At 45.0% G+C, this 20,893-nt stretch carries 18 protein-coding genes and 1 pseudogene; 16 read left to right on the forward strand and 3 right to left on the reverse strand.

Going from position 1 to position 20,893, the window contains the following annotated elements; genetic code table 11:
- From NCY57_RS11385 to NCY57_RS11410, 6 genes are all read left to right on the forward strand, one after another.
- Positions 1-1,139 (forward strand): tyrosine-type recombinase/integrase (locus NCY57_RS11385; RefSeq protein WP_250789682.1); only part of this gene is annotated, 1,139 nt, incomplete at its 5' end.
- 392 nt (positions 1,140-1,531) lie between these two features.
- A complete protein-coding gene (locus NCY57_RS11390; protein WP_021652633.1) occupies positions 1,532-2,893 on the forward strand; it encodes a radical SAM protein in 1,362 nt (453 codons plus the stop codon).
- 91 nt (positions 2,894-2,984) lie between these two features.
- A complete protein-coding gene (locus NCY57_RS11395) occupies positions 2,985-3,641 on the forward strand; it encodes a TVP38/TMEM64 family protein (RefSeq protein WP_250789683.1) in 657 nt (218 codons plus the stop codon).
- A 79-nt stretch (positions 3,642-3,720) separates the two neighbouring features.
- A complete protein-coding gene (locus NCY57_RS11400) occupies positions 3,721-5,007 on the forward strand; it encodes a chloride channel protein (RefSeq protein ID WP_250789684.1) in 1,287 nt (428 codons plus the stop codon).
- Positions 5,008-5,154: 147 nt separating this feature from the next.
- Positions 5,155-5,358: a hypothetical protein gene (locus tag NCY57_RS11405; RefSeq protein ID WP_015525195.1), complete on the forward strand. Its 204-nt coding sequence runs from the start codon at positions 5,155-5,157 to the stop codon at positions 5,356-5,358.
- A 187-nt stretch (positions 5,359-5,545) separates the two neighbouring features.
- Positions 5,546-6,784, forward strand: a complete 1,239-nt coding sequence (locus NCY57_RS11410; RefSeq protein WP_173741184.1) for an AGE family epimerase/isomerase — start codon at positions 5,546-5,548, stop codon at positions 6,782-6,784.
- Positions 6,785-6,960: 176 nt separating this feature from the next.
- Here the strand turns inward: NCY57_RS11410 and NCY57_RS11415 are convergent, their stop codons facing one another.
- A complete protein-coding gene (locus NCY57_RS11415) occupies positions 6,961-8,712 on the reverse strand; it encodes an Rqc2 family fibronectin-binding protein (RefSeq protein ID WP_173740294.1) in 1,752 nt (583 codons plus the stop codon).
- 149 nt (positions 8,713-8,861) lie between these two features.
- Here NCY57_RS11415 and NCY57_RS11420 point away from each other — a divergent pair, with 149 nt between their 5' ends.
- The 8 genes and pseudogenes from NCY57_RS11420 to NCY57_RS11455 all read left to right on the forward strand — a co-directional run bounded on the left by NCY57_RS11420 (position 8,862) and on the right by NCY57_RS11455 (position 15,965).
- Complete coding sequence (locus NCY57_RS11420; RefSeq protein ID WP_015525190.1) at positions 8,862-9,740, forward strand: YicC/YloC family endoribonuclease; 879 nt, start codon at positions 8,862-8,864, stop codon at positions 9,738-9,740.
- Between the two features lie 45 nt (positions 9,741-9,785).
- Positions 9,786-10,058, forward strand: a complete 273-nt coding sequence (locus NCY57_RS11425) for a DUF370 domain-containing protein (RefSeq protein ID WP_015525189.1) — start codon at positions 9,786-9,788, stop codon at positions 10,056-10,058.
- Complete coding sequence (gmk, locus tag NCY57_RS11430; protein ID WP_015525188.1) at positions 10,051-10,671, forward strand: guanylate kinase; 621 nt, start codon at positions 10,051-10,053, stop codon at positions 10,669-10,671. The genes NCY57_RS11425 and gmk overlap by 8 nt, the downstream gene beginning before the upstream one ends.
- A 53-nt stretch (positions 10,672-10,724) precedes the next feature.
- A pseudogene (rpoZ, locus tag NCY57_RS11435) lies at positions 10,725-10,979 on the forward strand (DNA-directed RNA polymerase subunit omega); the annotation flags it as partial.
- A gap of 100 nt (positions 10,980-11,079) precedes the next feature.
- Positions 11,080-12,417 carry a 30S ribosomal protein S12 methylthiotransferase RimO gene (gene rimO / locus NCY57_RS11440; protein ID WP_021978070.1) on the forward strand — a complete coding sequence of 446 codons (1,338 nt, stop codon included), beginning with the start codon at positions 11,080-11,082 and terminating at the stop codon, positions 12,415-12,417.
- On the forward strand, positions 12,401-12,940 hold the full coding sequence (gene pgsA, locus NCY57_RS11445; RefSeq protein WP_015525184.1) for a CDP-diacylglycerol--glycerol-3-phosphate 3-phosphatidyltransferase: 540 nt from the start codon (positions 12,401-12,403) through the stop codon (positions 12,938-12,940). The genes rimO and pgsA overlap by 17 nt, the downstream gene beginning before the upstream one ends.
- Positions 12,941-12,971: 31 nt before the next feature.
- Positions 12,972-14,228, forward strand: coding sequence for a competence/damage-inducible protein A (locus tag NCY57_RS11450; protein WP_110104111.1), 1,257 nt, complete (start codon positions 12,972-12,974; stop codon positions 14,226-14,228).
- Between the two features lie 294 nt (positions 14,229-14,522).
- Positions 14,523-15,965, forward strand: a complete 1,443-nt coding sequence (locus tag NCY57_RS11455) for a DUF6935 domain-containing protein (protein WP_250789685.1) — start codon at positions 14,523-14,525, stop codon at positions 15,963-15,965.
- Positions 15,966-16,061: 96 nt separating this feature from the next.
- Here NCY57_RS11455 and NCY57_RS11460 read toward each other — a convergent pair whose 3' ends face one another.
- Together NCY57_RS11460 and NCY57_RS11465 are read right to left on the reverse strand one after the other, a co-directional pair.
- Positions 16,062-16,892 carry a Cof-type HAD-IIB family hydrolase gene (locus tag NCY57_RS11460; RefSeq protein WP_092069966.1) on the reverse strand — a complete coding sequence of 277 codons (831 nt, stop codon included), beginning with the start codon at positions 16,890-16,892 and terminating at the stop codon, positions 16,062-16,064.
- 87 nt (positions 16,893-16,979) lie between these two features.
- On the reverse strand, positions 16,980-18,563 hold the full coding sequence (locus tag NCY57_RS11465; protein WP_044962188.1) for a glucose-6-phosphate isomerase: 1,584 nt from the start codon (positions 18,561-18,563) through the stop codon (positions 16,980-16,982).
- Between the two features lie 314 nt (positions 18,564-18,877).
- On the opposite strand from NCY57_RS11465, the gene NCY57_RS11470 reads away from it, so the two are divergent.
- Positions 18,878-20,194 (forward strand): Na+/H+ antiporter NhaC family protein, encoded by a 1,317-nt coding sequence (locus tag NCY57_RS11470; RefSeq protein WP_330638993.1) that lies wholly within the window; start codon positions 18,878-18,880, stop codon positions 20,192-20,194.
- Positions 20,191-20,892: a DNA alkylation repair protein gene (locus tag NCY57_RS11475; protein ID WP_250789687.1), complete on the forward strand. Its 702-nt coding sequence runs from the start codon at positions 20,191-20,193 to the stop codon at positions 20,890-20,892. Before NCY57_RS11470 ends, NCY57_RS11475 begins: the two co-directional genes overlap by 4 nt.
- Position 20,893: the final 1 nt, after the last annotated feature.

The raw sequence follows: 20,893 nt of genomic DNA on the forward strand, positions 1-20,893 counted from the left end.
AACGAACAGACGGAAAATACTTATATAAATATGTGGACGCATTTGGAAACACAAAATATGTGTATGCTTGGAGATTGACACCCACAGACCCGACACCAAAGGGAAAACGGGAAAAACCCTCACTTCGAGAACTGGAACAGCAGATAAGACGGGATATTGAGGACGGTATCGACAGCACAGGCAAGAAAATGACGCTTTGCCAACTCTATGCCAAACAGAACGCACAGAGGGCAAATGTGAAGAAAAGCACAATGAAACAACGGGAACAACTCATGCGGTTATTGAAAGAGGATAAGTTAGGTGCTAGGAGCATTGATACAATCAAGCCCTCTGACGCTAAGGAATGGGCATTACGCATGAAAGACAAAGGCTTTTCCTACAATACCATTAACAACCATAAACGCTCGTTAAAAGCGTCATTCTATATCGCTATACAAGACGATTGCGTAAGGAAGAACCCTTTTGATTTCAAGTTAAATGAAGTCCTAGAAAATGATACCAAAGAGAAAGTCGCATTGACAGAGGAACAGGAACAAGCCTTATTGTCATTTATTAAGACGGACAATGTGTATCACAAGCATTATGATGATGTGCTGATACTGTTAAAAACAGGACTTCGTATCTCGGAACTGTGCGGACTGACAGTAGCCGATATTGATTTCAAGAATGAAGTTGTGATTATCGACCACCAGTTACTAAAGAGCAAGGAACAAGGCTATTATATTGAAACGCCTAAGACGAAAAGCGGAATAAGGCAAGTACCATTAAGCAGAGAAACGATACAGGCATTTCAACGGGTTATGAAAAAACGCCCAAAGGCAGAACCATTTGTGATAGACGGACGGAGCAATTTTCTGTTTGTCAATCATAAAGGCAAGCCCAAAGTTGCGATTGATTATAACGCCTTATTTATCCGTATGGTAAAGAAATACAACAAGCACCACAAGGACAATCCCTTGCCACATATCACACCGCATACGCTACGCCATACGTTCTGCACAAGGCTGGCAAGCAAGAACATGAACCCAAAAGATTTACAGTATATCATGGGGCATTCAAACATTAGTATCACAATGAATTGGTACGCTCATGCGTCCATAGATACCGCAAAATCAGAGGTTCAGCGTCTAATTGCATAGAAGTATTTACCACGATTTTAACCACGTTTGATAGAGAAAATATAAGAAGATAGACCTAGATATGTGAGGTTTACCACAAAAGAAAAATGCCCGTAGAGCCGATAAAATAAGGCTTTGCGGACATTTAAGAAGATATAAAAAGATAGTCAAAAAGACATATATAATTTCATCTAAATGCCAATAATATTTAGGCATTTTAACAGATTTGCCTAGTTTTTGGTCATGCCAATTATATTGTCTATTGTTATTCAAATGGAAAAAACGTACAGTAACACCATGAGTCAGGCAAAGATAGTAAGAAAGCTTTGGTACTCGAAATGCAGTGTGACGGAATGAAGATGTCCGTTTAGCTAGATTGCATATTTACATTGAGAGAAATAAGGAGAGATAGTATGAGCGCAATGAACACACTTAAGAAATTCGGACTTGAACAGGCATTCAATTATGTTTATAAAGATCCGGATAAGAATTTTATCAAGATCATGGACTGGGCAGATAAATTTTCCGGTGGTGGATTTCCTACACAGAGAGCAATGATCCGCGCAGCCATTTCTAATCCGGAACATCCGTATTATCCGTTTATTCATAGATTGGTAACTGATATTGATCCGCATGTTATGAAAACTCTGGTTGCAAACTTCTTTATCAATGCAAATCTTGCAGGCTGGAAGAAACAGGATGAATGCCGTGAGAAATATGGCTGTAATATCCCGTGGGCAATCCTTCTTGACCCAACAAGTGCATGTAACCTGCACTGTACAGGATGCTGGGCAGCAGAGTATGGAAACAAGCTGAACCTCACCTACGATGAGATCGATGACATCATCCGCCAGGGTAAGGAGCTTGGCGTTTATATGTATATTTACACAGGCGGAGAGCCACTTGTAAGAAAAAAGGATCTGATCCGTCTTTGCGAGAAACATAATGACTGTATCTTCCTTTCCTTCACAAATGCAACACTGATCGATGAGGATTTTGCAAATGATATGCTTCGGGTAGGAAACTTTGTTCCTGCAATTTCACTGGAAGGATTTGAGACTGCAACAGATGGCAGAAGAGGAAATGGTGTATACCAGAAGGTTATCAAGGCCATCAATCTTCTCAGAGAGAAGAAGCTTGTATTTGGTATCTCTGCATGTTATACGAGTGCAAATTTCGAGTCTATCACATCAGAGGCATTTTACGACAGCCTGATCGATCTTGGAGCGTACTTTATCTGGTATTTCCATTATATGCCGGTTGGAAATGATGCAGCACCGGAGCTGCTTCCTACTCCTGCACAGAGAAGAGAAACCTATGAGCGTATCCGTAAATACCGTGCAACAAAGCCGTTGTTTGCCATGGATTTCCAGAATGATGCAGAGTTTGTGGGAGGATGTATTGCAGGCGGCCGTCGCTATCTGCATATCAATGCAAACGGCGATATCGATCCATGTGTGTTTATCCATTATTCTGATTCCAATATCCGCGAGAAAACACTTCTGGAAGCACTGCAGTCTCCGATGATGATGGCATATCATGACGGACAGCCGTTTAATGACAATATGTACCGTCCATGCCCGATGCTTGAAAATCCGCAGAAGCTGAGAGAAATGGTAGAAAAATCCGGAGCACATTCCACAGATCTTCAGTCACCGGAGAGTGCAGAGCATCTCTGTGCGAAATGTGACCGGTATGCTGAAAACTGGAAGCCGGTAGCAGAGGAAATGTGGAAGGAAGACCAGGAGAGAAAGGCAGCGAAGAAAGGCTGCTGATCCTGAAACTTAAAAAAGCAGAACTTATGAAAGAGCACGGTACCGGAAACAGGTGCCGGTGCTCTTTTTTTGAAAACGGAGGGATCAGATCATGAAAAAAATGATTGACAACATCAGAAAATATCTGCCAGCGGTGCTCCTTCTTGTGCTTCTCCTTTTCTGTATCCGTTATAGAGAGGATCTGTCTGTGGAAAGGATCTTAAGCTATACACCGGAGGAACCTGTTAAGGCTGCATTACTTATGCTTGGGCTTTATGCAGTGAAAAGTGTCTCTTTTATATTTCCAATTGCGATCCTGCAGCTTGCTGTAGGGCATCTGTTTTCTACAGGAACAGCACTTCTGGTGAACTTTCTGGGAAGAGCAGTCACATTGGCACTTCCATATTGGATGGGACGCTTCTCAGGTGCATCCATGGTGGAAAGTCTTACAGCTAAATATCCGAAACTGAAAACAGTAGTAGATTACCAGAACGGAAATTGCCTGTATATTTCATTTTTTATGCGGACATTGAACTTTTTACCGGGAGATGCTGTGAGTCTGTTTCTCGGAGCTGAAAAGATTCCATTTGGAACCTATATGGCAGGTGGCGTGCTTGGAACGCTGCCGGGAGTTATTCTCGCTACAATATTTGGAGCAAATATCAAAAATCCGAAGTCTCCGGCATTCTGGCTTTCCGCAGTGCTTCTTGTGATGATCAGTGTATTCTCGATCCTGATCCATAGATATATTTCCGGGAAGAAAAAATAAAAGGGCTTTCTCCTTCCTGCTTTTACTGTGAAGAAAAATGTAGTATAATGCAGACAGTAAAGAAAAGAAGGGAAGGAACATGGGGATCGATCATAACAAAAGATTAAAGGAACATTTATATTATTACAGTGCAAGAATCAGCCGGGATATCTCAAATCTGATCAAGTGGCTGGTTTTTGCTGTCATTACAGGATGTATCGTAGGTGCTGCCAGCACACTGTTTTCTTTTACGTTGAAGGCAGTGACCAGTTACCGGAAGGCGCATGAATGGATTTTTCTTTTGCTGCCATTATCCGGACTTGTCATTGTATTTTTGTATGAGAAGCTTGGAAAAGAGGATGGAGGGACCAATCAGGTTCTTTCTACCGTGCGTTCCAGAGATGATGTGCCAATCCTTTCTGCGCCTCTGATCTTTATCACAACGGCGCTGACTCATCTTGCCGGTGGTTCTGCGGGACGTGAGGGAGCAGCGATCCAGCTTGGAGGAAGTATTGCCAACCAGCTTGGAAGATGGATCCATCTGGACGAGGAGGACCGTCATGTAATTGTCATGTGCGGCATGAGCGCGGCGTTTTCCGCATTGTTTGGAACACCGATGGCAGCGGCAGTTTTTGCGCTGGAAGTGGTCAGTGTGGGCGTGATGTATTATGCAGCACTGATGCCGTGTATGATCGCGTCACTGGTCGCTTCCGGATTTGCAGCCGGAATGGGAGTCACACCTGAAAGTTTTCATGTGACGGATATTCCGGCACTGACTGTGGAAACTGGCCTGAAAATGGGAGTGATCGCTCTGGGCTGTGCAATTGTCAGCATTATGTTCTGTATTGCGCTGAATGGTGCAGCAGGACTTTATGGCAGATGGTTTAAGAATAAATATGTCAGGGTTGCAGTGGGCGCCTGCCTGGTCATTGTTGTCACCTTTATTCTGAGAACAGATGAATATATGGGCGCTGGTGCGGAGCTTATTGAAAAAGCGGTGGAAAACGGACAGGCGGATACTTTCGCCTTTTTCTGGAAAATGGTGCTTACAGCACTGACTATGCGCGCAGGATTCCGCGGGGGAGAGATCGTACCTTCTTTCTGCATTGGAGCTACCTTTGGCTGTGTGATGGGTAATCTTATGGGAATTTCTCCGTCGATCTGTGCAGCCTGCGGAATGGCAGCAGTTTTCTGCGGTGTGACCAACTGTCCGATCACTTCGATCCTGATCGCTTTTGAAATGTTTGGCTTTAAGGGAGTATCCTTCTATCTGATCGCAGTATCTATCAGCTATGCAGCATCGGGATATTATGGCCTTTACAAGGATCAGACCATTGTGTACTCCAAATATAAAGCAAAATATGTGAACCGACATACCAGATTCTGATATAGAACGAAATGTGAAGGGGTGTGTATACTGGCATAATATCTTATGGAATACCGCATGGACATGGCTGGAAAATATCTGGACATCTGCGGAAATCTGATGTAATATATTAAACGTTAGTATTTACAGAAAGGCAGATTTTAAGGTATGGAAGAGAAGATTCTTGATTTTATCATGGAGTATGCACAGGAGAATGAGGGAGTCCCGTTTCAGGTGATCGAGGAGAATTTTAATATCGTTATGGATGATAAGCTGAAAGATATCATCAGTGATGCGATCTGGGACAGAGACAATGTTTCTGATGTGATCATGGAAAGTGAGCGTTATGTGATCACCTGTTTTGAAGATTAATACAGGACTATCTGTGACCGTTACGGTAATGGAATTAAGAAATCTGATATGAGGAGAATGCATATAGGGCATTCTCCTTTTTTCGTCAATCTGTCAAAAGAATCCAAAAGAATCTAAAAGAATCTAAAAGAATTGAAGTTCCCTAAAAAGAATGATATCCTAAAGAAAAACAGATGGGGTGGTTGAAATGAACAGCAAATATGAGATCAGCACAAAAGAAAACCGGGAATTTCTGAAAGCATCCTGTGAGGAGCTTTTGAATTTCGGGCATCGGTTTCCTTCACCGAATGGAGGTTCCTATTATCTGGGGGACGACGGAACACCATGGAAGGACAGAAACCGGGAAACCTGGATCACCTGTCGTATGGCGCATGTATACAGTCTGGGTCTGATGCTTGGCCATGAGGGAAGCGAAGAGCTTGCGGATGCGGCATTGAAAGGTCTGAAGGGAGAGCTTCACGATGAAAAAAACGGTGGCTGGTATGCAGGTGTAACACCGGAAGGAGATATTGTGCCCAATAAACAGTGTTATGCCCATGCATTTGTGATCCTGGCTGCATCTTCCGCACTGACAGCCGGAAGGCCCGGGGCGAAAGAGCTCCTTGAAGAGGCATTGGCTGTTTATGACCGACATTTCTGGAATGAAGAGGAGGGGCTGGCCTGCGATACCTGGAATACGGAATTTACCGTGCTGGATGATTACCGGGGATTAAATGCCAATATGCATACGGTAGAGGCTTTTCTGGCAGCAGGAGATGTCACCGGGGATAAAAAATATCACATTCGTGCAGGCAGGATCATTGATCATGTGATCCAGTGGGCAGAAGATAACTCCTGGAGGATCCCGGAACATTTTACGAAGGAATGGGTGGCAGATCTTGACTGCAACCGTGACCGTCCGGATGATCCGTTCAAGCCATACGGCGCAACACCGGGACATGGAATCGAATGGGCAAGGCTGATCACACAGTGGACGCTTGCAAACTGTGGAGAAGAGAAAGAAAAACTGGAAAAATATCTTCAGGCAGCAGAGAAACTTTACACAACAGCAATAAAAGACGGCTGGAACGCAGATGGTGCACCGGGAATTGTATACACGACAGATTGGAATGGCAAACCGGTGGTACATGACCGTATGCACTGGACTCTTGCGGAAGCGATCAATACCTCTGCAGTTCTTTATCAGGTGACCGGTAAGGAGAAATATGCGAAAGATTATGCTGCGTTTATGAAGTACCTGGATGAAGTGGTCATGGATCACGAAAACGGCTCCTGGTTTCATCAGCTGGATGAGCAGAATCATCTGAAAGGAACCGTATGGCCCGGAAAATCCGATCTGTACCATGCACTGCAGTCTACACTGATCCCATATCATAAAGCAGATACGTCTATTGCACCGGCAGTGAAGAAAAAACTGGAGATCTGAACAAAATCGTTTTGCGATTTTTGTTCGTGAGCATGTAATGAAGCGGAGTGCGAATGTTCAATAAAAAAACTTCCTGTGTTTACAGAAAAATTTCTCAGGACAGATACTTGCAGAGATACAGGTATCCGGTCTCGAAGAAATAAGAAAACACAGGAAGGTTTTTTGTTGAATAGTTATTACTCCGTAACCTCTTTCAGATCCGAAATATCCGGAGAAGCCATGAGAGAATAATTGGTGTAATAAACAACGAAACCGGGTTTCGCACCGGCAGGTTTTTTCACATGCTTTTTCTGGATATAATCGATTTCTACCTTGGGAGCAGAGTGTCCTTTGGAGTACCAGGCTGCCAGGCGGCCTGCTTCTTCGAAGGTACGGTCCGGAAGTTCACCGTCTTTGGTGCGGACGATCACATGGGAACCAGCCATTTTCTTTGCATGGAACCACCAGTCATTTCCGGTTGCGAACTTGAAAGTCAGCTCATCATTCTGGAAATTGTTTTTTCCCACATAGATATCAAAACCGTCACTGGATATGTAGTGGAGCGGTTTGGATTTCGGCTGGGCTTTCTGGCCTTTTTTGTTTGTGTAGTGACGTTTGATATAGCCGTACTCAGTGAGCTCTTCCTTGATCTGGGAAAGGTCACTTTCAGATCTGGCAATATCCAGAGCATTGGAGATAGATTCCAGATGAGAGATCTCACTTTCCGTATCTGTGATCTGTTCTGTGACGGCTTCCTCTGTACGCTTTAGCTTTCCGTATTTATCAAAATATTTCTTGGAATTCTGTGCCGGAGTCAGTGTCGGGTCAAGAGGGATAGTGATCTCCTCATTGGTGTAATAGTTCAGTGCCGTAAAGGATCTGCAGCCTTCCTCAAGCCCGTATCCGTAGGTGTTGATCAGTTCACCGTAGACCTTGAATTTATCTTTTTTTGCAGTATCATTCAGCTGCTTTTTCTGGATGTTGTATTTTTTTCGGTTACGTTCCAGAGCGGTCTGTACTACACGGCGAAGATCGGAGGATTTCTGGTGGATACGTGTCAGCAGACTTTTGGTAGCATAATAGGTTTCCAGCATAACAGAGACACTGTCAAAGATTTCGCTGCGGTATTCACTGCCAAACTGCTGATAAGGAAAGACACCGTATTCCACAGGTTCCTCTCCGCGGTAGACAATATTCGGGGTGAACTCTCTGTTCCGGATCTGTTCCATAAGGCGGAGAAAGGTATGATAAAGATGGGTGCAGGCTGCCTCATCCAGGGACTGCGATGCATCGCTTCCGTCAATGGATGCACGGTAGCAGATCTCCTCAGCCATTACCGGGCTCATACCTGTGAGTGAAGTGTAAAGCGCCTTGGAAATATTCACAGGCTTTTTACAGATGTGCTGTGTGAACTCCTCCTCGGAAACAGTCAGCGGATTTTCTTTATCCCTGGTATTGGGAATGAAATATTCTCTTCCGGGAAGAACCTCACGGACAGAGCTCATATGAGAAGAGACATGTTTGATGCTGTCCAGGATCATTCCCTTTTCGTCACAGAAGATGATGTTGCTGTGCTTGCCCATCAGTTCCATGATCAGACGCTTTCTGCAGGGATCCCCCAGCTCATTAAGATGCTCCAGCTCAAATTCCACCACACGCTCCATTCCAGGCTGTTTCACATCAAGGATACGGGCGCTTCCGATGTGCTTTCTGAGAAGCATGCAGAAGTTCGGTGCAGTTAAAGGACTGATACGGTTCTTATCTGTAAAATAGATCAGAGGAAGGGATGCGCTTGCACTTAAGAGAAGACGTTTCTGTCCATTTGCGCCCTTTCCTGTGATCAAAAGTTCATCGTTTTCCGGTTGGGCGATCTTGTTGATACGTCCGCCTTTTAAATTATCATCGATCTCTGCCACGAGAGCAGAAACTGTAATTCCGTCAAATGCCATGATTTTACCTCCATTTCAACATCAATCATTATAACAGTAAAAAAAGAGTTTGACTAGGGTTTTGGAATGAACTATAATAAATCCGTATGCAATCAGTTACTGTATTTATCAGCAGCTGATAAACTTAAGAGGCAGTATTGGAGGATAACATGATAAAAAGTATGACCGGCTTTGGCAGGGCAGAAGCAGTTTCCAGAGAGCGTAAGGTTTCTGTTGAACTGAAATCCGTCAATCACAGATATCTGGATCTGAACATCAAAATGCCGAAAAGACTCAGCTATTTTGAGGGAGAGATCCGAAATGTGATGAAGACTTATATCCGCCGCGGCAAAGTCGATGTGTTCATCACCTATGAAGACTATACAATGGGCGGAATGGCTCTGAAATACAATGCAGAGCTGGCAAAGGAATATCTGGGCTATCTGAACCAGATGAGTGAGGAACTGGGGATCGAGAATGATATCCGTGTTTCCACACTTTCCAGATATCCGGATGTGTTTACAATGGAAGAGCAGGCTCCGGATGAGGAAGAGCTCTGGAATTTTCTGGAAGGTCCGCTTCATGAGGCCTGCCGGAAATTTGTGGAGACCCGCCAGCGTGAGGGTGCTAATCTGAAACAGGACCTTCTTGGGAAGCTGGACGGACTGGAAGCAAAGGTCGATGTAGTGGAAAAACGTTCTCCGGAAGTAGTGAAGGCTTATCGGGAGAAACTGGAAGCCAAGATGCACGAGCTACTTGAAGATAACCAGATCGATGATTCCAGGATCGCCGCAGAGGTGATACTTTTTTCAGATAAGATTTGCAATGATGAGGAGACGGTACGTCTTCGAAGCCACATCCACGGAATGAGAAAGATCCTGGATGAGAACGAGGGCGTGGGACGTAAGATGGATTTCATGGCACAGGAGATGAACCGTGAGGCGAACACTATCCTGTCTAAATCCAATGATCTTATTGTATCCAACGCGGCCATCGATCTGAAGACAGAGATCGAGAAGATCCGTGAGCAGATCCAGAATATCGAGTAACCGGACAGGAAACAGGCTGTACACAGACAGAAAGGGAGAGCGTAAATGGCGAAACTTATTAATGTAGGCTTTGGAAATGTTGTCAATTCACGCAAGATCGTGGCTGTGGTAAGTCCGGATGCCGCTCCTGTAAAGCGCATGATACAGAGTGTCAAGGGGACCCGAACTCTGATCGATGCCACACAGGGAAGAAAAACAAAAGCAGTGATTGTTACTTCCGATGATTATCTTGTCCTTTCCGCTCTGCAGCCGGAAACTATTGCCAGGAGATTTTCGGAAGCGTATGGAGAGGAAATGAGGGAGGAAGGAAATGAGTAAGGGAATTTTAGTTGTTGTTTCGGGCTTTTCCGGTTCCGGAAAAGGTACTGTCATGAAACGGCTGATGGAAAAATATGACAATTATGCATTATCTGTTTCTGTTACTACCAGAAATCCAAGACCAGGCGAGAAGGACGGAGAGGCTTATTTCTTCCGCACAAAAGAAGAATTTGAACAGCTGATCCGGGAAGACGGACTGATCGAGTATGCACAGTATGTGGAGAATTATTATGGCACACCCCGCAAATATGTAGAGGAGCAGCTTTCCGCAGGGAAAGATGTGATCCTTGAGATCGAGATCCAGGGTGCCATGAAGATCCGTGAGAAGTTTCCGGATACACTGCTGGTATTTGTATGTCCGCCGTCTATGGAGGAGCTTAAGAACCGTCTGGTAGGTCGCGGAACAGAGACTCTGGATGTGATCAACGGGCGTCTCAGAAGAGCGGTTGAAGAATCCAGAGGAATGGATAAATATGATTATCTCCTGATCAATGATGATCTGGAGGAATGTGTTGATACACTTCATGAGACCATCCGGTGTGAGCGCATGCGTACATCCAGGAATCATGATTTTGTATCCAGGATCCAGAAAGAAGCGGAAGCTTTTTTATAAATACCAATTAACAAGTTAAATACGGCCCTGCCGTTACAGAAGGGAGAAAAGATATGATACATCCATCTTATTCAGAATTAATTGAGGCTATCAACACAAACAACGAGGACGACGATGAGGCTCTCGTGCTGAACAGCCGTTATTCTCTTGTACTTGCAGCAAGCAAACGTGCCCGCCAGCTGATCGCAGGAGCAGAGCCGCTTGTACCGGGTGCAGCAGGAAAGAAACCGCTTTCCGTTGCCATTGATGAGCTTTACAAGGGCAAAGTAAAGATCCTTCCCGGACAGGAGGAAGAGGAAGAGCTGGAGGCTCTTGAGGCTGAGAAGGAGGCTCTTGAGGCAGCAGAGGGCGAGACCGCAGAAGGCACTGAGACTGCAGAAGCAGCTCAGACAGAAGCGGAGTAATTTTATGAAAATATTATTCATCTCTCTTGGCTGTGACAAGAACCTGGCGGATTCTGAGGAAATGCTGGGACTTCTTACAGCCGGAGGTCATGAGATCACAGACGATGAAACACAGGCAGATGCAATCGTGATCAATACCTGCTGTTTTATCAAGGATGCCAAGGAAGAGAGTGTGGAAACCATTCTTGAAATGGCAGAGTACAAAAAAACAGGAAGCTGCCATGCACTAATCGTTACCGGCTGTATGGCACAGCGATACCAGAAAGAGATCATTGAGGAGGTTCCGGAGGTCGATGCTGTTCTTGGAACTACATCCTACGGCGACATCGTAAAGGCTCTGGAGGAAGCAGTAGCCGGAAATCATTTCGAAGAATTCCGTGATATTGATTATCTGCCGGATACAGGAAGCAAACGTGTCCTTACAACAGGTGGACATTTCGGCTACCTGAAGATCGCGGAAGGCTGCGACAAGCACTGTACCTACTGCATCATCCCGAAGCTCAGAGGTAAATTTCGAAGCGTCCCAATGGAGCGCCTCATTGCCCAGGCAGAGGATATGGCTGAACAGGGAGTGAAAGAGCTGATCCTGGTAGCACAGGAGACCACCGTTTACGGAAAGGATCTTTACGGCAAAAAATCTCTTCACATTCTTTTAAAGAAGCTCTGTGAGATCAGAGGTATCCGTTGGATTCGCATCCTTTATTGTTATCCGGAGGAGATTTACGATGAACTGATCGAAACCATTCGTGATGAGAAGAAGATCTGTCATTATCTGGATATTCCGATCCAGCACGCATCGGACCGAATTCTTAAAAGAATGGGCCGCCGTACTTCCAAACAGGAACTGATCGATATTGTCGGAAAGCTCCGTAAGGAGATTCCGGATATCGTACTGCGTACAACTCTGATCACCGGATTTCCGGGTGAGACGGAGGAAGACCATGAAGAACTGAAGGAGTTCGTAGATGAGATGGAATTTGACCGTCTCGGTGTCTTCACTTACTCTCCGGAGGAGAATACCCCGGCAGCAGAGATGGCAGACCAGGTTCCGGAAGAAGTGAAGGAAGAACGCAGAGACGAGCTGATGGAGCTTCAGCAGGAGATTTCTTATGACAGAGGCCAGGACCGTATCGGACAGGAACTTCTTGTTATGATCGAAGGAAAAGTTGCAGATGAAAGTGCCTATATCGGACGTACCTACGGGGATGCACCGAAGGTTGACGGATACATTTTCGTTCAGACAGGCGAACTGCTTATGACAGGTGATTTTGCAAAGGTACGTGTGACAGGTGCGCTTGAGTATGATTTGATAGGAGTGCTGAGCGATGAATACACCGAATAAACTTACAGTTGCAAGAATGATACTTGTACCATTTCTTGTAGTTTTCTTACTGACAGGCTGGGGAGGAGAAGCAAACCGCTGGATCTGTCTTGCGATTTTTGTCGCAGCAAGTGTGACAGACTGGTTTGACGGTCATCTTGCCAGAAAATATAACCTGATAACCAATTTTGGAAAATTTATGGATCCGCTGGCAGACAAGCTTCTGGTATGCTCTGCCATGATCTGCATGATCGAGGTTGACAAGCTTCCGGCATGGGTTGTGATCATTATCATCGGACGGGAATTTATCATCAGCGGTTTCCGTCTGATCGCAGCGGAGAACGGAATTGTCATTGCCGCAAACTACTGGGGAAAATTCAAAACCGTTTCCCAGATGATCATGATCATACTTCTGATGCTGGATTTCGGAGGTGTTTTTGCAGTGCTGACACAGATATTTATCTGGCTGTCCGTTGCACTGACCATTATCTCCCTGCTGACTTATATCATGCAGAACAGAAAGGTCCTTTCCATGCAGGAGTAGGGATCAGAGTATACGAAAGGAGTTTCTTTTCATGATCACAGAACTGATATCCGTAGGAACCGAGATCCTTCTAGGAAATATCGTAAATACCAACAGCGCCTATCTTTCTGAAAAATGCGCCCTGCTTGGGTTAAGTGTTTACTATCAGGATGTAGTAGGTGATAATGAAGGCCGTATGCGTGACGTGATCCGTACTGCACTGGATCGTTCCGATGTTGTGATCCTCACCGGAGGTCTTGGACCAACAGAGGATGATATCACCAAGGAAGTAACTGCGGATCTGATGGGAATGTCTCTTAAGGAAGATTCCCACTCAAGGAAACTGATCGATAAATATCTGAAGGAATATGAGAAAAACAATCCTCAGAGACGTATCACGAAGAACAACTATAAACAGGCCATGGTTCCTGAGGGAGCCATTGTTCTTGACAATCATAACGGAACTGCTCCGGGACTGATCCTTGAGAAAAAAGGAAAAACCGCGATCCTTCTTCCTGGACCTCCCAATGAGCTGAAGCCCATGTTCGAGGAGTACGTGGTCCCATATCTGCAGAAAAACCAGCCGGAGATCATTGTGTCCCAGATGGTAAAGATTAGCGGGATCGGTGAGAGTCAGGTAGCAGAGGAAATCCAGGATCTGATCGAAAGCCAGACCAATCCTACCATTGCACCTTATGCAAAAACCGGTGAAGTGCATCTTCGTGTGACAGCAAGCGCAGAGAATGAAAAGGCCTGCAGAAAGCTGATCAAACCGGTTGTCAAGGAGCTAAAGAAGCGTTTTGGAGAGAATGTTTTCGCTACAGATGAGAGCAAGACACTGGAGGAAGCAGTGATCGATCTTCTGAAAGAGAAAGATCTGAAGCTTTCCCTGGCGGAATCGCTTACCGGCGGTATGATCGCCCAGCGCATTGTCAATGTATCCGGTGCGTCTGAGGTGTTTGGCTATGGCTTTGTGACTTACAGTAACAAGGCCAAGCATAAATGTCTGGGAGTGAAGAAGCGTACTCTGAAGGAGCAGGGGGCAGTTTCCGCCAAATGTGCCAGAGAAATGGCAAAGGGCGCCTGCAAAGCATCCGGAGCAGACATCAGTATTTCCGTGACGGGTCTGGCAGGACCGGGAGGCGGAACAAAGGAAACTCCAGTTGGTACTGTATTTATGGGCTGCTGCTATAAGGGCAAGGCTATTGCCAAAGAGTTCCACTTTACAGGAAATCGCATGCGGATCCGCGAGCAGACTACAGCGCATGCACTGGCGATGTTACGTGACTGTATCATTATGAGCAGATAGCGAATGTCTTGATCTGCCTGCTATTACGGATCAACCATGATATTTTTTATATAACAGGACTGATTTTTAAACAGATGAAACTTTCGATTTCAAGTATCTGTATCAAAAATCAGTCCTGTTTTATTTTTGTTTCCTGACAATAAGCCCCGGTATGGGCGATGAAAGAATATAAACGATCATATTTACAAGGATACTATCATAAGTGCTAGTGTTTTTATAAGGGATTTCCTCTAAAATGTGATTAAAGCAATATATGACGTAAATATACGTTTTACCGGAAAGGGGGAAATCAGAATGAAAAAGAGAAAAAATCTATTGTGTTTTGTGCTGCTGATCAGCCTTATTTTTACGATGGCATTTGGAAGTGTGACGGTCAGCGCCGCACCAAAACTGAACAGAACAAAAGTAACTCTTTTAAAAGGTGAGAAGACAACACTTAAGGTTACCGGAACCAGGCAGAAGGTTGCCTGGAGATCTTCCAAAAAGAGTGTTGCGACCGTAAACAGCAAAGGTCAGGTGGTTGCCAAAAATAAAGGTTCCGCAATGATCTATGCAAAGGTAAGCAAAAAAACGTATAAATGTGTTGTAAAGGTAGAAACACCGAAGCTCAGCAGGACATCGCTGACATTAACAGAAAAGAAATCCAGTGCCATTAAATTGACAGGAACAACTGTGAAGGTGAAATATTCTTCTTCCAATCCGAAGATCGCACGTGTGGATTCCAAAGGAAAGATCACCGCAGTGAAAAAAGGAACAGCAGTGATCACAGCGAAGGCAAATACGAAGAAATTCAACTGTAAGGTTACAGTAAAAGCAGCGCAGAAACCGAAGCCGACACCTACACCGGTGCCGAAACCATCTTTAAGTGACACCACCTTAAATATGAATAAAGGTGATGTGAGACAGCTTCAGGTAAAGAATTATAAAGAGATTCTTGTATGGACCAGTGATGATACATCTGTTGCAACTGTAGACAGTAAAGGCAAGGTAACGGCAGTGAATGTGGGAACAACAAAGATCCAGGTCCGGGATAAGAGTACCTGGCGAGGCAGCTGTACTGTCCACGTGACACAGACAGTAAAGAAACAGGTGGAGCCGGTTCTTACAAAAGGAACTAAATCTGCAAAAAAAGAGATCACCAATGATAAAGGACAGAAGGAAGTCATTAATGTAACGATAAATACCTATACTTACACCTTTACCACGATCCCGACCAATGCAGAGGAACTGAAACAGTATGATATCACAACGGCAGACGGACGCTATAAGACCATGGCTCTGCTGATCCTTGCATATCGTACCTGGACACCGACCAATCCGACGGACTGCGAGGAGATGATTTCTTATCTCAATAATAAAGAGATGACTCAGTATTACAAAAACTTTTTGAGGGATCGTATGAAAGCGGATAACGGATATAAATATCTTGGCAATTCTTACCTGAACGGAGCAACTCCAGCCAACAATTATACTCCGTCTAAACCGATTTCCATTACGTTAAGACAGGACACACTTCCGGGTAAGGGAAATTCCATCAGTGAAGATATCCCGTATTTTGAACCGACTCAGACCACTCCTGCGATCTACAGATCATTTACTGATTTTGCAGGCAGCGACAGTTCCAGATGGATCTGTACATATAAGCACTCCAAAACCGGAAAATGGTATATCTGGGACCAGTCCTGGCATGATCTTCTTACCAGGATCAAACAGCCGGCAGGAAACTATGAATATTGATCGAATGTGAATGTACCGCTATTCAATCCCATTCTAAAAAAGGAACCGACAGCGTAAAAACTGTCGGTTCCTTTTGGGCATACATAATAGAATATCTCATCGGTGCAGCGCAAACTTTTCAATGGCGCGTGCTACACCGTCTTCGTCATTGGAAGCAGTAATATAATCGGCTGCTTCTTTTACCTGGGGCTGTGCATTGGCCATGGCTACGCCAAAACCGACTTCCCGGAGAAGATGGACATCGTTGTCACCGTCTCCGCATGCCATAATGGATTCCCTTGGGATTCCCAGCATTTCGCCAAGAGCAACAAGAGCGGTTCCTTTGTTGACACCGGCGGCGTTGATCTCAATATTGTAGCTTAAGGAGCCTACAAGCTCCAGCTCCTTAAGTTCACTTAATTCCTTCCAGGCGGCGGCACGTTCCTCCATGTCTGCAAAAAGCGCCTGGACTTTATCCATGCTTCTGTTTTCTTTTGTAATGACATCCTGGATGTCCGGAACCGCGATACGGGTAGTACGGACATAATTCCACATATTAGGGTCGTGATGGTATTTTCCTACATTATCAAGCTTGGCAGCGTCTGCATATCCCTGGCCGTCAAAATAGATCTCACTTAAAGTATCATATTTTTCAAAGATACGGAGAGCTTTTTTTGCACTTTCCATGGGAAGAAGCTGCTCGATAAGAAGTTTATTATGGTCTGTATCAAGGACTCTGGCTCCGTTGGAGGTGAGAGCATAGTGAATTCCCGGAAAATTTCTCAGTTCCGCGGGAATGCCGGTATATGGCCGGCCGGTAGCCATCAGAACAAGGATACCTGCATCAATAGCTTCCCTGAGAACGCGCCTGGTATTTTCTGTGAGTTCTTTTTTTGTATTCAGAAGAGTTCCGTCCAGATCAAGACCGATCATTTTTATCTGCTGCATATTTAAGATTTCCTTTCCCGGTTAAGGTCACATATACAGAAAAACCGTCCCGAAAAAACATTTTCCGGGACGGTACCTATCTGTTTATCAGATATCAAGAAGATCACTGTAAACTTTCAGTGCTCCGTCTGTATCATGAGCGAGAACACGTTTTGCAAGAACCTTACCAAGCTGTACACCCTCCTGGTCAAAGCTGTTCAGGTTCCATACAAAGCCCTGGAACATGATCTTGTTCTCAAAGTGTGCAAGAAGCGCACCCAGAGACTTCGGTGTAAGTTCCTCACCAACAATGATACTGGAAGGACGTCCGCCCTTGAAGTTTTTGTTCAGGTTCTCATCTTCTTTTCCACATGCAAAAGCAACGATCTGTGCTGCAACGTTTGCACAGAGCTTCTGCTGGCTTGTGCTGTTCTCGATATCAACATCAACACCAAGCTGGCTCTTCTTAAAGCCGATGAACTGAAGCGGAACAATATTGGTTCCCTGATGCAGAAGCTGGTAGAAGGAGTGCTGTCCGTTGGTTCCTGGCTCACCAAAGATCACCGGTCCGGTCACATAATCCACTGGCTCACCAAAGCGGTTTACAGATTTACCGTTAGACTCCATATCACACTGCTGAAGATGAGCAGGGAAGCGGCTTAATGCCTGTGAGTATGGTAAAACTGCAGTAGAAGGATATCCCTGTACATTTCTCTCATAAACGCCGATCAGGGCATCCAGCATATCCGGGTTCTCAAGAATGTTCTTATTTGTTGCAAGCTTATCCTCCTCGGCAGCTCCGTCAAGGATGTCTGCGAATACTTCCGGTCCGAATGCAAGGGAAAGGATCGCTCCGCCTACGCCGGAAACGGAAGAGTAACGTCCGCCGATATAGTCATCCATGAAAATAGCGGTAAGGTACTCATCACTCTTTGCAAGAGGAGAGGTCTCACTGGTTACAGCAAGCATATGTCTGGACGGGTTCAGGCCCGCTTTTGTAAGGGCGTCTTTTACGAATGCCTCATTTGTCAGAGTTTCAAGTGTTGTACCGGATTTGGATACAACGATGAAAAGAGAGTGAGCAAGATCTACAGATGCAAGAACAGCAGCTGCATCATCCGGGTCAACGTTGCTGATGAATTTTGCTTCCATCTTGAAGGTGTTGTTTGCCTTTGCCCAGTTCTCAAGTGCGATATATAATGCACGCGGTCCCAGGTCACTTCCGCCGATACCGATCTGTACAACCGTAGTGAATTTCTCACCGGCTTCATTTGTGATCTCGCCTGCATGTACTTTGTTTGCAAAATCTGCAGCTTTCTTCTGCTGAGCTACATAGAATTCTCGCTTGTCCACACCGTCAACAACAACAGGCTCGCCAAGCTGTGTACGTGCAAGATGATGAAGGACCATACGTTTCTCGCCTGTGTTGATCACTGCGCCGTTATATAATTCCTGGAATTTTTCGATCAGTTCTGCCTCATCAGCCAGTTTGGAAAGTGCGTCAAGAACGGTCTCGTCCACTTCCTTGGCTGCGTAATTGTAAGCCAGACCTGCTGCCATCGGTACGCTGTACTTCTTTACACGTTCTGCACCCTGCTCGCCGGACATTGCTTCTGCAATGTTCACGTGATCTTTCAGACTATTAAGTTTGCTGTAAGAAGCAAGAGTGTCCAGATTTTTCCATGTTGCCATAATCATATTCCTCCTTTAATGACTGTGATCAGAGATATCAACATAAATCCTTCGGATATCTTTTTCACAATTGTCTACAGCCAATTATACTGAAAAAAGCTCTGGATTTCAACGGAAGGAACGATTTAATTGGTGAAAATCTTGTTAAATAAGGTAAAAAATATCAGAGATAACAGGATCGTGACGGAAATATGAAGAAGTTTCCGTCAGCAGCAGGACAGGAATGGGGAAATATGATATGATAGAAAACAGATCACCCGGAGAAAAAAGCCGGGAAAATAATAAGTGATGAAGGGAATTGTTTTATGGAGGAAATGAAGAAAAAAGGAAATGTGATTGCACTGCTGCCTATCGGTGTTTTTCTGGTCCTGTATCTGGGACTGGGGATTTTGTTTGAGTATGTGATGAAGATCCCTATGGGATTTTATAATGTACCGATCGTTGTGGCTTTTCTGTCTGCGATCCTGGTGGCATGTGTTCAGAACAGAACGATCAGCTTTGACAGAAAGCTGGAGCTTATGGCAAAAGGAGTAGGAGATAAAAATATCATCACCATGCTTCTGATCTTTCTGACCGCAGGCTCTTTTGTGGGTGTTGTAGGGCGCAGCAGTGCAGAAAGTGTGGCCTACTGTATGCTTTCTCTGATACCGGCACGTTTTTCTGTTGCGGTATTGTTTGTAGTTGCCTGCTTCGTATCTGTGGCTATGGGAACTTCCGTTGGGACGATCACGCTTCTTACCCCTATTGCGGTAGCGGTTTCCAAAGCTTCCGGTTTTGATATGGCATTTTGTGTGGCATCGGTGATGGGAGGAGCCATGTTTGGTGACAACCTTTCTTTTATTTCTGATACCACGATCGCAGCCTGCAACGGTCAGGGCTGTCAGATGAAAGATAAATTCCGGGAAAACTTCTGGATTGCATTTCCGGCAGCTGTTGTTACACTGATCCTGATCCTTATCCTGTCTTTTCAGACAGAGATCCAGGGAAGAGTGGTACAGGATTATCATCTTATACAGATCTTTCCATATGTTCTGGTGCTGATCGGCGGGATCATCGGCATCAATGTATTTGTGGTACTTCTGATCGGAATTGTCTCCGGAGCATTTATTATGCTTCTTGGAGGACATATCACGCCGGTGGAGCTTCTGACAAATATTGGCTCCGGTGTTTCCGGGATGTTTGAGACATGTATGGTGGCTATCCTTGTAGCAGCCATGTGTGCGCTGATCCGGGAGCATGGAGGCTTTGAAGCACTGCTTTCCGGAATACAGAGAGTTTTTAAAGGGAAAAAAGGCGGACTTCTTGGTATGGGACTTCTGGTTGGAACTATGGATATCGCAACAGCCAATAATACGGTGGCCATTGTTATGGCCAACCCTATTGCAAAGGAAATGGCGCTGGAATATAAGATCACTTCCAGAAAGACAGCTTCTATCCTGGATACATTTTCCTGTATTTTCCAGGGGGTGATCCCATATGGAGCCCAGATGCTGGTTGCCATTTCTGCGGCAAAGGAACTGGGATTTGAGCTTTCTGCTTTTCAGATCATGCCGAAACTGTTTTACCCCATGCTTCTGCTTGTGAGTTCTCTGATCGCGATCTTTGGTATAAAAGGCGGGGATGATAAATGAATCAGGAAGAGATGATCCGGGATGTTCGGAAAAGACTGTTTGAAATGCAGGATACAGGATATCGGGATTTTCATGCAAGGCTGGTTCCGACTGTGGAGAAAGAAAAGATCATCGGTATCCGGACACCGATACTCCGGAAATTTGCAAAAGAATTTGGAAAAACAGAAAGATCCGAAATGTTCCTGAAGGTTCTTCCTCATCAGTATTATGAGGAAAATAATCTCCATGGCCTGCTGATCGAGCAGATCAGAGATTATGATAAATGTCTGAAAGAACTGGAGCGTTTTCTTCCGTATATTGATAACTGGGCGACCTGTGATCTGCTGGCGCTCCATATGATGAAAAAACATCGTGATATATTTATCCGGGAGATTTATCGCTGGATGGAGTCGGATCAGCCGTATATCATCCGGTTCGGGATCAGTATGCTGATGCGCCATTATCTGGACGAAGGATTTAAACCGGAATATCCGGAGAAAGTGGCAGCGATCCGCTCGGAAGAATATTATGTAAATATGATGCGAGCCTGGTATTTTGCTACAGCGCTGGCAAAACAGTATGAGAAGATCCTTCCATTCCTGGAAGAGCAGAGAATGGATATCTGGACTCATAACAAGACGATCCAGAAATCCATTGAAAGCTACCGGATCACACAAGAGCAGAAGGATCATCTCAGGACACTGCGGATAAAGAAATAAA

Origin of the sequence: Blautia sp. MB18-30 (assembly GCF_023669475.1) — a bacterium.
GTDB classification, from domain to species: Bacteria; Bacillota; Clostridia; order Lachnospirales; family Lachnospiraceae; genus Blautia_A; species Blautia_A fusiformis.

Coding starts and splice junctions, on each gene's coding strand:
- NCY57_RS11415 (WP_173740294.1), bottom strand. CDS start 8,712: ATGGCATTTGACGGAATTACAGTTTCTGCTCTCGTGGCAGAGATCGAT.
- NCY57_RS11470 (WP_330638993.1), top strand. CDS start 18,878: ATGAAGAAAAAAGGAAATGTGATTGCACTGCTGCCTATCGGTGTTTTT.
- NCY57_RS11410 (WP_173741184.1), top strand. CDS start 5,546: ATGAACAGCAAATATGAGATCAGCACAAAAGAAAACCGGGAATTTCTG.
- rimO (WP_021978070.1), top strand. CDS start 11,080: ATGAAAATATTATTCATCTCTCTTGGCTGTGACAAGAACCTGGCGGAT.
- NCY57_RS11390 (WP_021652633.1), top strand. CDS start 1,532: ATGAGCGCAATGAACACACTTAAGAAATTCGGACTTGAACAGGCATTC.
- NCY57_RS11420 (WP_015525190.1), top strand. CDS start 8,862: ATGATAAAAAGTATGACCGGCTTTGGCAGGGCAGAAGCAGTTTCCAGA.
- NCY57_RS11400 (WP_250789684.1), top strand. CDS start 3,721: ATGGGGATCGATCATAACAAAAGATTAAAGGAACATTTATATTATTAC.
- NCY57_RS11395 (WP_250789683.1), top strand. CDS start 2,985: ATGAAAAAAATGATTGACAACATCAGAAAATATCTGCCAGCGGTGCTC.
- gmk (WP_015525188.1), top strand. CDS start 10,051: ATGAGTAAGGGAATTTTAGTTGTTGTTTCGGGCTTTTCCGGTTCCGGA.
- pgsA (WP_015525184.1), top strand. CDS start 12,401: ATGAATACACCGAATAAACTTACAGTTGCAAGAATGATACTTGTACCA.
- NCY57_RS11475 (WP_250789687.1), top strand. CDS start 20,191: ATGAATCAGGAAGAGATGATCCGGGATGTTCGGAAAAGACTGTTTGAA.
- NCY57_RS11450 (WP_110104111.1), top strand. CDS start 12,972: ATGATCACAGAACTGATATCCGTAGGAACCGAGATCCTTCTAGGAAAT.
- NCY57_RS11425 (WP_015525189.1), top strand. CDS start 9,786: ATGGCGAAACTTATTAATGTAGGCTTTGGAAATGTTGTCAATTCACGC.
- NCY57_RS11455 (WP_250789685.1), top strand. CDS start 14,523: ATGAAAAAGAGAAAAAATCTATTGTGTTTTGTGCTGCTGATCAGCCTT.
- NCY57_RS11460 (WP_092069966.1), bottom strand. CDS start 16,892: ATGCAGCAGATAAAAATGATCGGTCTTGATCTGGACGGAACTCTTCTG.
- NCY57_RS11465 (WP_044962188.1), bottom strand. CDS start 18,563: ATGGCAACATGGAAAAATCTGGACACTCTTGCTTCTTACAGCAAACTT.
- NCY57_RS11405 (WP_015525195.1), top strand. CDS start 5,155: ATGGAAGAGAAGATTCTTGATTTTATCATGGAGTATGCACAGGAGAAT.